This window comes from Micromonospora sp. CPCC 206060, from assembly GCF_036906895.1.
Classification (GTDB): domain Bacteria; phylum Actinomycetota; class Actinomycetes; order Mycobacteriales; family Micromonosporaceae; genus Micromonospora.
In genome coordinates this window covers 1-15,179 of record NZ_JBAKHU010000102.1, presented here as the reverse complement: position 1 = coordinate 15,179, position 15,179 = coordinate 1, and the positions used below count along the sequence as shown (strand labels likewise).

General features: G+C 70.7%; 13 protein-coding genes. 5 read left to right on the top strand and 8 right to left on the bottom strand.

The features are described 5' to 3' along the window. Positions 1-120 precede the first annotated feature (120 nt). Positions 121-471 carry a carboxymuconolactone decarboxylase family protein gene (locus tag V6U90_RS30545; protein WP_334444113.1) on the top strand — a complete coding sequence of 117 codons (351 nt, stop codon included), beginning with the start codon at positions 121-123 and terminating at the stop codon, positions 469-471. On the opposite strand, the gene narI is transcribed toward V6U90_RS30545, so the two are convergent. The 8 genes from narI to V6U90_RS30505 all read right to left on the bottom strand — a co-directional run bounded on the left by narI (position 468) and on the right by V6U90_RS30505 (position 10,645). Then, positions 468-1,199: a respiratory nitrate reductase subunit gamma gene (gene narI, locus V6U90_RS30540; RefSeq protein ID WP_334444109.1), complete on the bottom strand. Its 732-nt coding sequence runs from the start codon at positions 1,197-1,199 to the stop codon at positions 468-470. The genes V6U90_RS30545 and narI overlap by 4 nt on opposite strands. After that, a complete protein-coding gene (gene narJ / locus V6U90_RS30535; protein WP_334444106.1) occupies positions 1,196-1,900 on the bottom strand; it encodes a nitrate reductase molybdenum cofactor assembly chaperone in 705 nt (234 codons plus the stop codon). Before narJ ends, narI begins: the two co-directional genes overlap by 4 nt. Continuing rightward, positions 1,897-3,528 (bottom strand): nitrate reductase subunit beta, encoded by a 1,632-nt coding sequence (narH, locus tag V6U90_RS30530; RefSeq protein WP_334444103.1) that lies wholly within the window; start codon positions 3,526-3,528, stop codon positions 1,897-1,899. Before narH ends, narJ begins: the two co-directional genes overlap by 4 nt. Continuing rightward, positions 3,528-7,175: a nitrate reductase subunit alpha gene (locus tag V6U90_RS30525; protein ID WP_334444119.1), complete on the bottom strand. Its 3,648-nt coding sequence runs from the start codon at positions 7,173-7,175 to the stop codon at positions 3,528-3,530. The genes narH and V6U90_RS30525 overlap by 1 nt, the downstream gene beginning before the upstream one ends. Positions 7,176-7,537: 362 nt before the next feature. Beyond that, positions 7,538-8,812, bottom strand: coding sequence for an MFS transporter (locus V6U90_RS30520; protein ID WP_442933701.1), 1,275 nt, complete (start codon positions 8,810-8,812; stop codon positions 7,538-7,540). A gap of 100 nt (positions 8,813-8,912) precedes the next feature. After that, positions 8,913-10,145, bottom strand: coding sequence for a molybdopterin molybdotransferase MoeA (locus V6U90_RS30515; protein WP_334444097.1), 1,233 nt, complete (start codon positions 10,143-10,145; stop codon positions 8,913-8,915). Next, positions 10,142-10,381 carry a DUF6457 domain-containing protein gene (locus V6U90_RS30510; protein ID WP_334444095.1) on the bottom strand — a complete coding sequence of 80 codons (240 nt, stop codon included), beginning with the start codon at positions 10,379-10,381 and terminating at the stop codon, positions 10,142-10,144. The genes V6U90_RS30515 and V6U90_RS30510 overlap by 4 nt, the downstream gene beginning before the upstream one ends. 18 nt (positions 10,382-10,399) lie before the next feature. Beyond that, positions 10,400-10,645, bottom strand: a complete 246-nt coding sequence (locus V6U90_RS30505; protein WP_334444116.1) for a MoaD/ThiS family protein — start codon at positions 10,643-10,645, stop codon at positions 10,400-10,402. Between the two features lie 459 nt (positions 10,646-11,104). Here V6U90_RS30505 and V6U90_RS30500 point away from each other — a divergent pair, with 459 nt between their 5' ends. From V6U90_RS30500 to V6U90_RS30485, 4 genes are all read left to right on the top strand, one after another. After that, positions 11,105-12,277: a TIGR04053 family radical SAM/SPASM domain-containing protein gene (locus V6U90_RS30500; RefSeq protein ID WP_334444093.1), complete on the top strand. Its 1,173-nt coding sequence runs from the start codon at positions 11,105-11,107 to the stop codon at positions 12,275-12,277. Between the two features lie 79 nt (positions 12,278-12,356). Then, entirely contained in the window at positions 12,357-12,617 is a 261-nt protein-coding gene (locus V6U90_RS30495; protein WP_334444091.1) for a thiamine pyrophosphate-binding protein, read from the top strand. 65 nt (positions 12,618-12,682) lie between these two features. Beyond that, positions 12,683-13,147 (top strand): hypothetical protein, encoded by a 465-nt coding sequence (locus tag V6U90_RS30490; protein WP_334444088.1) that lies wholly within the window; start codon positions 12,683-12,685, stop codon positions 13,145-13,147. Between the two features lie 365 nt (positions 13,148-13,512). Further along, positions 13,513-15,099, top strand: a complete 1,587-nt coding sequence (locus V6U90_RS30485) for an alkaline phosphatase D family protein (protein WP_334444085.1) — start codon at positions 13,513-13,515, stop codon at positions 15,097-15,099. Positions 15,100-15,179 lie beyond the last annotated feature (80 nt).

Here is a 15,179-nt window from a genome sequence, read left to right as displayed (position 1 = left end):
CACCGAACTCGTCGCCGGCTGTCCCTGGCTACCCACCGGCGCAGCGACCACCTGACCAGTCACCATCCCCTTACGCTACGGGCAGGCCCAGCGCAGACCAGACCAGGGTGGAGGAGACGTATGGCCGAGTACCTGCCCAGCATCTACCGGCAGTTTCTTGAACGCTTTCCGGACGTCGCCGAGGCGCAGGGTGCGCTTGCTCGCGTAGTTCGCGACCGCAATTCGTTCGATGATCGAACTGACCGTCTCATCAAACTCGCCCTCGCTATCGGTGCAGAGGCCGAGGGCGCCGTTCGTTCCAACGTTCGCAAGGCGATGGCACACGGCGCCACCCTCGACCAGGTCCGCGGAGTCGCGCTGAACGCCATCACGACCTGCGGATTCCCTACGGCCATCGCCGCCCTGTCCTGGATCGAGGATGTCGCCGCGGCAGAGCCGTCCACACCTGCGGACGACGACGCTTCCGGCTAACGTCGCAGCTGTGCCTGTCGTACGGCGGCGGGCGCGGGAGGCGCGGTGGGCACCGGACCGCGACGTTGGCGGTAGACGACGTAGGGGCGCCACACATAGGCGATCGGGGCGGACCAGACGTGGACGAGGCGGGTGAAGGGCCACAACGCGAGGAAGACGAACCCACCGAGAGCGTGCAGCTGGTAGACCAGCGGTGCGTCGGACATCAGCTCGCTCTGCGGGTGCAGCCAGAAGATGCCGCGGAACCACACCGCGATGGTCTCCCGGTAGTCGTACCCGCCACCGAGCAGGTTGGTGGCGACGGTGGCGGTCATCCCGAGTACGACCATGGCGGCCAGCGCCGTGTACAGGACCTTGTCCATTGTCGTGGTGGCCCGCCGGACCCGGCGGTTGACGATGCGGCGGGCGATCAGCAGGGTCAGCCCGGCGACGAGCATCGTGCCGGTCAGCGTGCCGCCCCAGACCGCGGTGACGTGGTAGACGTGCTCGGAGATGCCGACCGCCTCGGTGACGGCGGCCGGTACGAGCAGGCCGACGGCGTGTCCGCCGACAACGCCGAGCGCCCCGAGGTGGAACAGTGGTGAGCCGAGGCGCAGGAGGCGGTTTTCCAGCACCTGACTGGTGTGGGTGGTCCAGCCGAACTGGTCGTGCCGCCACCGCCACACGTGACCGATGACGAACACCGTCAGGCACAGGTACGGCAGGACGATCCAGAGCAGGGTGGTCATCGCGGGGCCTCCGGCGCGCGGCAGCTGGGGTAGGGGTCGAGAGCAGCGCCATCGGGCGCGTGCGGGTCGGGAATGTCCGGACCCAGGCCGACCGCTTCGACCGGCGGGCCGTCGAAGGCGAGTGCGGCGATGGCATCGCGGTCGGCGTCGGTGAGTTCGGGCAGGACGTAGGTGATCGCGTCGAGGATCAGCCGGTAGGGGGTGGCGAGGTCGGTGAGCGCGGCGCGGAGCAGTTCGATGCCGCGCCGGTGCTGGCGCAGCGGGGCTTCGCCATCACCGGGGCCGACGGCGGCGGCGAACTCGAGGACGACGGGTAGCAGGTCGGGCAGCTCGCCGTCGGCCAGGCGGAGCCCGTGCGCCCGGTAGCGCTGCTTGAGGATCAGCAGGGCCATGCCGCGCTTGCGGGTGTCGCCGTGCAGGTAGTAGGTGAGGTAGAGGCCGGAACGGCGGCGCAGGTCGAACGTCTGCACGTAGTGCTGCTGCACGTCGATCGGTTCGGTGCTGCGCAGCCAGGTGAGGAACTCGCCGAGCTGCTGCCGGAGGTAGGGGTCTTCGAGCTGCCCGGCGGCCGCCGACAGGGTGTCACGGGCCTTCAGCAGGTCGCTGTCCGGATAGGTCAGCAGCAGCGCGGCGAGCTGGAACAGCTTCGCGCGTTCGGCGGCGGGCACCGACCGGAGATCGAGCATGGCGGTGCCGGTCATGACGTACCCCGCAGTGGGTTGATCGACAGGCCGACGCGGCCGTCGCGGCGCCGGGACAGCAGTCCGCTCCGGCCGGGGTGTACGCCGGCGTCGCCGTCGACGAGGTGGAACTGTTCGACGGCGGCGGTGGTCTGGTCGCCGCCCATACCGGGGCCGCCCTCGCAGTCGAGCGAGCAGTCGCGGTGCGCGGCGGCCTGCGCCTCGAGCGCGGCCGCGTCCTTACGGTAGGCGGTGGGGATGATGTACCGCTCGTCGTACTTGGCGATCGCCAGCAGCCGGTACAAGGCCTCGACCTGGTCGGCGGTCATGTCGATGCTGTCGAGCAGGTCCTGGGCGACGGTGCCGTCCAGGGTGCGCGCCCGCATGTAGGAGCGCATGACGGCGAGTTTCATCAGCACCCCGGCGACGGCGTCGGAATCTCCGGCTGTGAACAACTCGGCCAGGTACTCGACGGGGATGCGCAGGTCGCGGATGGTGTGGAAGACGTCGTCGGCGTCGGTGTCGTCGCGACCGGCCGCGCCGACCGCGTCGAGGACGGGGGAGAGCGGCGGCACGTACCACACCATGGGCAGGGTGCGGTACTCCGGGTGCAGCGGCAGAGCGATGCGGTACTCGCTGATCAGTCGCCACACGGGTGAGCGCCGCGCCGCGTCGACCCATTCCTCCGGCATGCCGGCGTCGCGAGCAGCCTGCTGTACGGCCGGGTCGTGCGGGTCGAGGAAGACGCCACGCTGGGCGTCGAGCAGGTCGTGCTCGTCGGGGACCGACGCGGCGGCGCCGACGGCGTCCTCGTCGTACAGGACGATGCCGAGGTAGCGGAGTCTTCCGACGCACGTCTCCGAGCAGATGGTGGGCTGGCCGGCCTCGATGCGGGGGAAGCAGAAGGTGCACTTCTCGGCCTTGCCGGTGGCGTGGTTGACGTACACCTTCTTGTAGGGGCACGCGGAGACGCACATCCGCCAGCCCCGGCACCGGTCCTGGTCGACGAGGACGATGCCGTCCTCCTCGCGCTTGTACATGGCGCCGGAGGGGCAGGCGGACACGCAGGCCGGGTTGAGGCAGTGCTCGCAGATGCGCGGCAGGTGGAACATGAAGGTCTTCTCGAACTCGAACTTGACCTTCGCGGCGGCCTCGGCGGGCATGCGAGCGATATTGGGATCCTGACCGGCGCGTTCGTGGGCACCGCCGAGGCTGTCCTCCCAGTTCGCGCCCCACCGCACGGGCATGGGCTCTCCGGTCAGCGCCGAGTACGGCCGCTTGACCGGGGTGTCGGTGAGCCCCGCGGGGGCGCTGACGAGGATGTCCTTGTCGAACGTGGCGGGCTCGTAGTAGTCGTCGATCGAGGGCAGGTCGGGGTTGGCGAACAATCTGGTGAGCCGCTTGATCCGTCCGCCGGAGCGCAGCGTCAGGCGACCCTTGCTGTCCAGCCGCCACCCGCCCTGCCAGCGGTCCTGGTCCTCGTAGTGCTTGGGATAGCCGATGCCCGGCTTGGTCTCGACGTTGTTGAACCACACGTACTCGGTGCCCTCGCGGTTGGTCCACGTCTGCTTGCACGTCACCGAGCAGGTGTGGCAGCCGATGCACTTGTCGAGGTTCATCACCATGGCGACCTGCGCGCGGATCCTCATCAGTACTCCACTTCCTGGGCGCGGCGGCGGATGACGGTGATCTCGTCGCGCTGGCTGCCGATCGGTCCGTAGTAGTTGAAGGCGTAGGTGAGCTGGGCGTGCCCGCCGGCCAGGTGGGTCGGCTTCACCAGCAGCCGGGTCAGGGAGTTGTGGTAGCCGCCGCGGCGCTGCTTCTTCTCGGCCTTCGGGACGTTGACGGTGCGTTCCGGCGAGTGGTACTGAAACACGGTGCCCTCCGGCATGCGATGGCTGACAACGGCGCGCGCGACCACGATGCCGTTGCGGTTGTGCGCCTCGACCCACTCGTTGTCCATGACGCCGATCTTGGCGGCGTCCTCGACGCTCATCCAGATGACGGGCCCGCCGCGCGACAGGGCGAGCATGAGTTCGTTGTCGTGGTACATCGAGTGGATCGACCACTTGGCGTGCGGGGTCAGGAACCGGACCGTCACGCCGCCGTCGACGAGCTCGCCGGGGCGACCGAAGTGGCGGGCCATGTTCAGTGGCGGGCGGAACGCTGGCAGTTGCTCACCCAGTTCGGCGACCCAGTCGTGCTCGACGAAGAAGTGCTGGCGGCCGGTGAGCGTGTGCCAGGGCTTCGACCGTTCGACGTTGAGGGTGAACGGTGAGTAGCGGCGACCGCCCTTCTCCGAGCCGGACCACTCCGGGCTGGTGAACACCGGCTGCGGCGCCGACTGGGTGTCCGGAAAGGAGATCTGGTCGCTCTCGTGTCCCTCGACGAGGTCGCGGAACCGTTGACCGGTGCGCTCCTCCAGGGCGGCGAACCCGGCAGCGGCGACCCTGCCGTTCGTGGTGCCGGAGAGCGCCAGGATCGCCTCGCACATCCGGTCAGCCGTGGCCAGGGACGGCCGCCCGGCGAACGGGCCGTCGGCGACGACGCCGTTTTCGCGGCTGAGGTACTCCACCTCGGCGGTGACGTCCACGGTGAGCGCCTTGGTGGTGGTGCCGAGCGTGTCCAGCAGCGGACCCACGGCCCGCATCTTGGCCCCGATGAGGGTGTAGTCGCGTTCGACCTCGATGAGCTTCGGCATCGTGCGACCGGGCACCGGCTCGCACTCGCCGGCCTTCCAGTCCCGGGCCCGCCCGCCCGGCATGGCCAGTTCGTCGGGTGTGTCGTGCTGAAGTGGCGCGGCCAGCACGTCGTGGCGTACGCCGAGGTGGGTGCCGGCGAGTTCGCTCACCCGGTCGGCCAGCGCGAGGAAGGCGTCGTAGTCGGTGTGCACATCGGCAGGCGGTTCGACAGCCGGGCTGAAGGCGTGCACGAACGGATGCATGTCGGTCGTGGAGATGTCGTGTTTCTCGTACCAGGTGGCGGCGGGCAGGACCAGGTCGGCGTGCAGGCCGGTGTTGGTCATGCGGAAGTCGATCGCGGTGAGCAGGTCGAGCTTGCCGGTCGGAGCGTCCTCCCGCCAGGCGACGTCTCGGGGCCGGTGGTCGGGGTCGCACTCCTCGGCGTTGGCGAGGGAGTCCACGCCGAGCAGGTGCCGCATGAAGTACTCGTTGCCCTTCCCCGAGGAGCCGAGCAGGTTGGCCCGCCACAGGGTGAGGCACCGGGGGAAGTTGGCGGGGTCGTCGGGGTCCTCGGCCGCACTCTTGAGCCGGCCGGCCTTGAGCTCGGCGACGATGTGCTCCTGGACGGGCCGGCCGGCCGCGGCTGCCTCGTCGGTGAGGTCGAGGGGATTGCGGTCGAATGCCGGGTGACCCGGGCTCCAGCCCATTCGCTGCGCGGCGGCGACCGTGTCGGCGAAGGCCATGCCGGCGAACCGTCCGGTCCCCAGCGGTGAGGACAGCTCGTCGGCGGGCACCCGCTCATAGCGCCACTGGTCGGTGTGCAGGTACCAGAAGGGAGTGCTGGCCTGGTGGCGCATCGGTCGCTGCCAGTCGAAGGCGAACGACATGTGCTGCTGGCCGGTCAGCGGCCGGGCCTTCTCCTGCCCTACGTAGTGCGCCCAGCCGCCCCCGTTGACCCCCTGGCAGCCGGTCAGGGTGACCAGCGAGATGAACGCGCGGTAGGTCATGTCGGAGTGGAACCACTGGTTGGCGCCGGCGCCGAGCACGATCATCGAGCGACCCCGGCTGCGTTCGGCGTTGCGGGCGAACTCCCGGCCGATCCGGGCGGCCATCGTGGCCGACACCCCGGTGATGCGTTCCTGCCAGGCCGGGGTGTTCGGCTGGTCCGGATCGTCGTAACCGCTCGGCCAGCTGCCCGGCAGCTCGCCACGGCGCACGCCGTACTGGGCCATGACCAGGTCGAACACGGACGTGACAACGTGTTCGCCCACCCGCATGACCGGCACACCCCGGCGCATGGTGGAGCCGCCCTCGGTGTCGCCGATGTCGAACCGGGCCAGGTCCACCTCCGCCGTGTCGTCGGTGTGTTCGAGCAGGCCGAGCGCGGGCAGCACGTCCCCGAGTTCCAGGTTCCACCGGCCCGCGCCCTGCTCGCCGAAGCGGAACCCGAGCGACCCGTTCGGGACGACCGGCTGGCCGGTCCGCGAATCGAGCAGCACCGTCTTGTGCGCCGCCGCCGGGTCGGTGTCGCCGAGGTCGCTGGCGGTGAGGAAGCGGTCGGCGGCCCAGCCGCCGTCGTCGCCGCGTCGCAGGGTGACGAGGAACGGCAGGTCAGTGAACTTGCGGACGTAGTCGGTGAAGTAGGGCACCTGCCGATCGCGGAAGAACTCGGTGAGGACGACGTGGCCCATCGCCATGGCGAGGGCACCGTCGGTACCGGGGTGCGGCGCCAGCCAGTCGTCGGCGAACTTGACGTTGTCGGCGTAGTCCGGGCTCACCGCGACGACCTTGGTACCGCGGTAGCGGGCCTCGGCGAGAAAGTGCGCGTCCGGGGTCCGGGTCACCGGTATGTTGGAGCCCCACATCATCAGGTAGGTGGCGTTCCACCAGTCGCCCGCCTCGGGAACATCGGTCTGGTCCCCCCAGATCTGCGGCGAGGCGATCGGCAGGTCGGCGTACCAGTCGTAGAAGCTGAGCAGGGTGCCGCCCAGGAGCGCGTGGTAGCGGGTGCCCGCGGCGAACGACGCCATGGACATCGCCGGGATCGGCGAGAACCCGACAACCCGGTCCGGCCCGTACGTCTTGGTCGTGTACACGTGGGCGGCGGCCATCATGGTGATCGCCTCGTCCCAGCTGGCACGCACGAAGCCGCCCCGGCCGCGCTGGCTCTTGTACGCGCGCGCCCTGTCCGGGTCCTCGACGATCTCGGCCCACGCCAGGACCGGGTCGCCGAGGCGGCGCAGCCCGTCGCGGAACAGATCCGCCAGCACCCCCCGCACGTAGGGGTGGCGGACCCGTGACGGGGAGTACTCGTACCAGGAGAACGAGGCGCCGCGCGGGCAGCCGCGCGGCTCGTAGTCGGGCGCGTCCGGCCCGGTGGTCGGGTAGTCGGTGGCCTGGTGCTCCCAGGTGATCAGCCCGTCTTTGACGAAGACGTTCCACGAGCACGAGCCGGTGCAGTTGACGCCGTGGGTGGAACGGACCACCCGGTCGTAGCGCCACCGGTCGCGGTAGAAGGAGTCCCATTCGTTGCGGCCGACCTGATGCAGGGTTCGTCCGCGATCCCCGACGGTCTCCCTGGTCAGAAAGCGGCGTGCGGCCAGCAGCGGCGCCATGCCTGCGACCACGTCCGTCGAGGGGGTGGTGGGATCCTGCGGTGGGCGTGGTGACACGGAAGGCTCCTTCGATCATGGTGCGGCGTCCGCGGGTAACCGGCAGGGCCGGGCTTCGGGACCGTCTCCATGTTCCGCCGCACTGAGTGGCGCATCAGGTGCCGGCGGTCCCAGATCGCCGGGACCAAGGTCCCTACCAGCGGCGGTACAGGAGGGGCGAGGAAATGGCAGGTGACCTGGGTGGGTTCACGACGAACAGGGTGAAGACCAAGCTGGGCTTGATCTTCACCCTGTGGCCGGTCGGGTGGCGACTCGGACCGGTCAGTCGGGCGGCAACCGGTCGTGCCGCCTCCTGCTGGCCCTGATCACCGGATGGCCGTGGCCAGCCGGGCACCTGCCGCCGTGGCGCTCGCGGCGCCCGTGGCGCGCGTGGCGGATCCTCGCATCCTGACCGCGGTGAACACCGCGGCGGCTAGGGCGACGTTGGACAGCAGCATCAGGCCGATGGCGTAGGAGCCCTGGGCGCCGTAGACCCAACCCATGACGAGGGGCGGGACGAATCCGCCGAGGCCGCCGGCGGCCCCGACCAGCCCGGTGACCGCGCCGACCTGCTCGGCGGGGGCGACCTTGCCGACCAGGGCGAAGACCGCGCCGCTGGCGGCGCCGAGCAGGACCGCCATGCCGAGTAGGGCGACGGTGGCCACCGGCATCAGTGGCGGCTCGAATGCCTGTACGACGGCGAGGACGGCCACCAGGGCGAAGCTCCAGACCAGGACCGGGACCGGGTGCAGCCGGTCGGACAGCCAGCCGCCGATCGGCCGGGCGGCCACCGCGAGCACCACGAAACCAGCGGTGCGCAGCGCCCCATCGGCGGGGTCCAGGTCGTAGGTCGTGCGCAGGTAGGCGGGAAGGTAGACGCTGAAGGCCACGAAGCCGCCGAAGCCGACCGCGTAGAGGACGCACAACTGCCAGGTGACACCGAGTCGGCCGACATCCAGGAGCCGCCGCCAAGGCGACCCGGTGGGACGGGTGCGACCGGACGCGTCACGCAGCAGCAGGAAGGACAGCACGGCGTATCCGGCGAGGATCGCGGCGACGAGCAGGAAGGGTGCCGTGTCGCCGTAGGCGTCGGCCAGCCGGACGGTGGTGAAGTTCGCGATCGCCGTGCCGCCCATGCCGACTCCGAACACCCCGATGGCGAACCCCCGTCGGGCCGGCGGATACCACGCCGAGACGTGCGGAACGCCGATGGCGAAGGTGGTGCCGCCGATACCGAGGAAGAAGCCGATGGCGATCAGGGCCGGGTACGACGAAGCGACGCTGAGCGCCAGCACCGGCACGATGGTGGCCACGGTCACCAGCGGGAACACGATGCGTGCCCCGTACCGGTCGGTGAGGGACCCGACGGGGATCCGGCCGAGGGAGCCCACCACCACCGGCACGGCGACCAGCAGCGACTGGGCGGCGAAGCTGAGGTCCAGCCGTTCCTTGATGCCCGGGCCGAGTGGCCCCAGCAACGCCCACGCCCAGAAGTTGACCAGGAAGCCCAGGGTCGCGACCGCGAGTTGAAGGGGGGCGTTGGCGACGCGAGCCGCCGGTTGAGGCGGCTTGATCGCCGTCGGCTCGCGGTCATGGTTCATGGTCATCGCAAACTCCATCGACAATGCGGTGCGGCTTGAGGATGAACGTTCAGTGCATCCGCTGATCCGATCTGAGCGTGGTGCAGCCGAACCGGACCGGTCAGGGTCGGAAGTCCCGGCGGACGGGGGACGTCCGGACCCATTGCCAGGGTGGCCGAAGCAGACCTACCGGACCGCCGGTGCGCCAGCCCGCAGCGACGACGGCGAAGGCGTCCGCGCGGGCCGCGCCGCCCAGGTAGCCGGGCTGCCCGCCTTCGATCACGTGCAGGCCCGTCGTCGACCAGCGGACGGGGACGATCCGGGTGCGCCGATCTTCGGGCGGTAGCGCCTCGGCGAGCGGCGCCGTCTCCAGCTCGGCCAGGGGTGCCCCGGCGAGCGCGGCCAGCAGAGGATCGACCAGGGTCAGCGCGGCGACGAGTGCGGCGAAGGGGTTGCCCGGCAGGCCGACGATCCACCGCGAGCCGGCCTGCGCGAGCACCTGCGGATGCCCGGGCCGGCAGGCCACGCCGTCGACGTGAACGGTGGCGTCGAGGCGGCGCAGCCCGTGATGCAGCCCGTCGGCGGGTCCGACCGACGACGCGCCGCAGACGATGGTCACATCGGCGTCGGCAACGCTGTCGGCGATGGCGGCGGCGAACCATTCGGGCTCGTCACCGACCAGGCGGGAGTCGAGCAGGTCCGCACCCCAGCAGGTGAGCAGCGGCCGGAGCATCGGGCCGATGGCGTCGCGGACCTGGCCCCATCCCGGCGTGCCGGCCGGAACCAACTCGTCCCCACTGATCACCAGCCGTACCCGAGGGCGGGCGTGGACAGTGAGCGTGTCGAGGCCCACGCTGGCCGCCAGCCCCAACACCGGTGGGGTGACAAGGCTGCCGGCCGGCACCAGTTCCTGCTCCGGTCGGGCGTACTCGCCGCGACGGCGCACATGCTCGCGAACGCTCGGCGGGGCCCAGACGCTCTCGCCCGTACGGTCGGCCGCCTCATAGGGCACCACCCGGTCGGTGCCCTCCGGAACCGGGGCGCCGGTGGCGATCTCGACAGCGGTCTGCCCAGACAGGCGCGGCGGCGCGTGGAGATGACCGGCGAGGACGCGATCGACCACCCGCCACGGGCCGGGGCCGTGGACGGCGTAACCGTCCATGGCCGCGTTGTCGAAGCCCGGTACCGGCACCGCAGCCCGCATCGGTGCCGCCAGCGTTCGGCCGACGGCCGACGCCAGGGCAGCCGGCTCGGCGGCCAGGGGAGCGGCCAGCTCGAAGGCGAGCCGTCGGGCGTCCGCCCATTCGATGGGCGGGGAGGGGCAGTCGTGATGGTGACGCGCACCGACGGTCACGACGGTTCCTGCGGGACGAGGTCGCCGACGGTGGCACATGCCACGTCGGGGTCAGCTCCCCGGCCGACGGCCATCCCGATCAGAAATGCGGCCAGCGGGCCCGCCGGCCGACAGACGCCATGCGCCACCGTCCGGACGAGGTCCAACAGCGTCCGGCGCTGGTCGGGCGACATCGCTTCCAGGCCGAGAGCGGTGGCGGTGGTGGCGAGCCAGTGGTCCAGTTCCACGCTGTTCATAGTTTCCCTTCACTGCGATCAACCTCCGGCGAATGGCGGTAGGACGTCAACCGTGGCGGCCGGGGGTAACCGGGCCCCGTGGTCCCGCCACTGGGTGCCGTCAACGAGGAAGCTGCATGCCGCCAGGGCCGCCCGCAGCGCCGGGCCGTGCAGGTCACCCACCCGGTCGAGCAGTTCGCCGAGGGTCTCGGCCTGCTGGACCTCTTCGGTAACGCCCGCGGCAGCCCGGGTGCCGCCGAAGTACCGGACCCGGACCGTGCGCATCGGCCCGCCCGCCGGCGCGTTCACGGGTTGCCTCCGGCTACCCGCCCGGCATTGCCCAACCGGCGACGAGTCTGGTGCGTTCGCGACATCCGCTCGGTTCCTTCCGTCGACATGGCTCGATGGTGGATGCGGTCGCGGCCGGGCCCGCTGCACCCAACCCGCGGCCATCCTGCCGGTCAGTGACCCGCGACAGACTGGGTCGAAGGTCCCGAGATCAGCCGGCCTTGAGCCCCGACCTGCGTCCCGGCCGGCAAACCCGCCCCGGATCACCAGGCCCAGCCCGACCGGCTACCGCAGCCACGGCGGTGGCGTACCACTGCTCTGGACGGGTCTTCCGGCCCACCACCTTGTGCCGACCGTCCCTGGTCGGCGCAGTTGCCCTCGACCACGGTCGTCGGTGTGACGCAGAGGCCGGCGACCAGTCAGCAGGAACCACCGCGCAGGACATCGGGCAGGCCGGTGCGGACACCGAGACAGAACGTCCGGGACCGCCCCTTCATCGTGATCTGGGAGGCCACCCAGGCGTGCCCGCTCGCCTGCCTGCACTGCCGCGCCTCCGCCCGCCCGGAGCGGGACCGGGCGGAACTGGACACCGATGAGGCGATCGCCCTGATGACCCAGGTCGCCGCGTTCGGGCGGCCCGCACCGCTGTTTGTGATCACCGGTGGGGATCCCTTCCAGCGTCCGGACCTGGAGATCCTGGTCCAGCGGGGGAGCGAACTGGGGCTGCCCGTGTCGGTCTCGCCGTCGGGCACGCCCACCCTCAGCCGAGAGGCGCTCGCCGGACTGGGTGCCGCCGGCGCCCGGGCGATCTCGCTGAGTCTTGACGCCGCCACCGCCGCCGGCCACGACGGCTTCCGGGGCGTGCCGGGAGTGTGGGACCTGACCATGCGAGCCTGGCGGGACGCGGTCGAGCTGGGACTCAAGGTTCAGATCAACACCACCGTGACCCGACGTAACGTGCGCGACCTGCCGGAGATCGCCGCCCAGGTCCGCGACCGGAAAGCGATGCTCTGGAGCGTCTTCCTCCTCGTCCCGACCGGGCGGGGTCAGGCGCTACAGAGCCTGGACGCGGACCAGACCGAGGATGTGCTCAACGCGCTGTACGATCTTGGCGAGACCGTGCCGGTCAAGACCACGGAGGCGCACCAGTTCCGCCGGGTCTGCCTGCAACGGGAGGTGCTGGAGCGGCGCGACGACGATCACGTCCGGGTCCTCCGCCTCGGCGCGCTCTACCAGCAGCTGCGCGACGACCTCGACGGGCGGGGGTTGACCGGCCGGGCCGACCGGGTCCGGCGCCCGCCGTTGCAGGTCAGCGCCGGCAACGGGTTCGTCTTCGTGTCCCACCGGGGAGACGTGCACCCCAGCGGGTTCCTACCGGTGCCAGCCGGCAACGTACGGCAGCAGTCGCTGGTGGAGATCTACCGCGACTCGGAGCTGTTCACCGCGTTGCGGGACCCGGCACGCCTCGGCGGCCGCTGCGGTGCCTGCGAGTTCCGCGAGGTCTGCGGCGGCTCCAGGGCCCGGGCATACGCCGGCCACGGCGACGTCTGGGCGCAGGAGCCGTCCTGCGGCTACCTGCCCCGCTCCTTCCCCTACCAGGAGGACCTCGCCCTCACCGGAAAACCATGACCGAACACGGCCGATGGTCCCGCCGCGGCAGGGATCTCCGGCCGCTGCGGCTGCTCGATCCGCCGGGTCGATCTCAAGCATGATCTCGGTACGACAGGCCGCCTTCGACGTCTTCCGCTCCATCCTCGGTCTGCAGGAGGATGCGGTGGTCGGGATGGCGGACGGCTATGCCCAGGCCACCGGACGACCCGTCCTGGTCGATCTGCACAGCGCCCCCGGCGTGGCGACCGCCATGGGCGCGCTCGTCAACTTCTGGGCGCCCGATCGTGGCGCTGGACGGCTGCCCCCTGGCGGACATGGCCCGGCTGCTGCCACGAAAACCGGCGATCCGGGGACCTGAGTCCCGTTCGACTTCGGGACCTGGTCCTCTGCGCGGCTCCCGAACCGGCGGGCAGAGTGTTCGACATGATCACACTTGTGCTCGCCGCTGCGGGAGCGCTGCTCCTCGCTGCCGGTCCCGTCATGATCGTCCAGGGCGTCCGTGGTCGGCTCACCGTCTCCCACGAGTTGGCGAAGCAGCGGATAGCGTTCCCGCCTCGCGGCCTGCCCGCTGCGCTCACCCGGTACGCCGGCACCTCGGTACGCACCGGGGCGCAGGCCCGCGCCTACTCCGATTTGATCGCTCAGCACGTGGCCCAGGCCACCGGAGGCTCTACCTATTCGGAGATTACCCAGGAGTGCATGACGAGTGGGCGCGACGACGAGCGACTCAAGCAGCTCCGGCAGACCGCCTTCATGGGGGAGACGCTGCGCGGGGCGCTGCTCGGGGCGTACCAGGCGTGGCAGGTGACCACACTGGTGATCGGGCTCGGCGGCGTTGTCGTGCTGGTGGGCGCGGTGTTTCTCGCCCTAGTGGCGCATCTGTCCTGACCGGAAGCGGGCGCCGCGCGGGCATCCGTACCTCCCTGAAGGCCCTGGTCCGGCTAGCGAAGATCCGGTGACGGATCGAACGCGACTACCGCGAACTCGGACCGGCCTCGGCCTCGCGGCTGTGCCGCCTCTGCATCCGCCCATCCGACGGCATAACGTCACAAAGCACTACTAGTCACGGACGCGTACGCGTCAAAGTGGTGGATGCTGGCCGACCTGGAGGGGAGCGAGGCGTGCGTCGCCATGTGGGTCGGCCGGGGATAGTTCGCCAGGGTGAGCATCCAGCCGTCCCGCCACGCTGGGACCGCCGGACGCTTACCTGACGGTCACCCGCTGGTCGCCGCGCCCCACTACACCTATCCAGCATGACCCGTTCTCACCTGCATGACCAGGCCGCGTCCGTCGATCGGCGGCGTTTTCTCACCGGTGTCGCGACCGTGGCGGGCGCCGCCGCGTTCGCGCAGCTGTCCGCGGGCGAGGCCACCGCCGCGCCCCGCCCGGCCGACTATCCGTTCCAGCTCGGCGTCGCCAGCGGCGACCCGACGTCTTCCGGCTTCGTGCTCTGGACCCGTCTCGTCCCGCGGCTGTTCGAGCCGGGCGGCGGCATGCCGCCGAAGGCCGTCTCCGTCGACTGGCAGGTCGCCGAGGACGCCCAGTTCCGCCGGATCGTCCAGGAGGGCGTCGCGCGGGCGCTGCCGTCGCTGGCGCACTCCGTGCACGTCGAAGTCGACGGGCTGCGCCCGGACGGCGAGTTCTTCTACCGCTTCCGCTACCGCGGCGAGGTGTCGCCGGTGGGCCGTACCCGGACCGCGCCGGACGTCCGCGCCGCGGTCGGGTCGCTGGCCTTCGCGTTCGCGTCCTGCCAGCAGTGGGCCGCAGGCTACTACCCGTCCTACCGGCACATGGCGCAGGAGGACCTCGACCTCGTCCTGCACCTCGGGGATTACGTCTACGAGGGCGGCATCCCCGCCAACGGCGGCTATCGGCGTACGCCCACGCCGTCGATCCTGCGCCCCGCGCCCCGCGACCTGGAGCGCTGGCGGATGCAGTACGCGCTCTACAAGAGCGACCCGGATCTGCAGGCCGCGCACGCGCGCTTCCCGTGGGCGGTCACCTGGGACGACCACGAGGTGCAGAACGACTACGCCAACACGCAGTCGCAGTACGAGGGTGACATCGGCGCCCTGCGTGCAGCCGCCTATCAGGCCTGGTACGAGCACCAGCCGGTCCGGGCGCCCGCGGCGCCCGGCCCGAACGGTCCCCGGATCTACCGCCGGCTGCGGTGGGGCCGGCTGGCGCAGTTCGACGTCGTCGACGGGCGGCAGTACCGCAGCATCCCGCCGTGCGGGTGGGGTGAGGCGGACGCCTGCGCCGAGGCGTACCACCCGGACGTGACGATGCTGGGCGCGGAGCAGGAGCGATGGCTCTATGACGGCTTGGCGGCGTCGTCGGCGCAGTGGAACATACTCGCGAGCAACGTGATGCTCGCGCGCCTCGACCACGACGGTCCCGCGGGCAACCTGCTGTGGCACGACGCGTGGGACGGCTTCCCGGCCGCGCGGAACCGGCTCACCGAGGCGTGGGTACGCCACCAGGTGTCGAACCCCGTCGTCGTGACCGGTGACTGGCATTCCACGTTCGTCAACGACATCCTGCGAAACTTCGACGACCCGCAGTCGCCGGTGGTGGCGACCGAGTTCGTCGGGACGTCGATCTCCAGCAACGGCGACGGCCAGGTCTACGGCCCCTATTACGGTCCGATGATCGGCTTCAATCCGCACATCAAGTTCTTCGACGGGGACCGCCGCGGCTACGTGCGCTGCAAGCTGGACGCGTCGGGCATGCGGACGGACCTGCAGATGGTGACCACCGTGGGTCGGGCGGACGCGCCGGAGTCGACGTTCGGATCGTTCTTCGTCGAATCAGGGCGTCCGGGGGCGCAACGGATCTAGTAGCAACGCCGTTCAGTTAGGGGCGTGGCTGGTTCGTCAAGGGCCGGTGGTGAGGATGTCGATGCTGGTGGTGGCCTTGT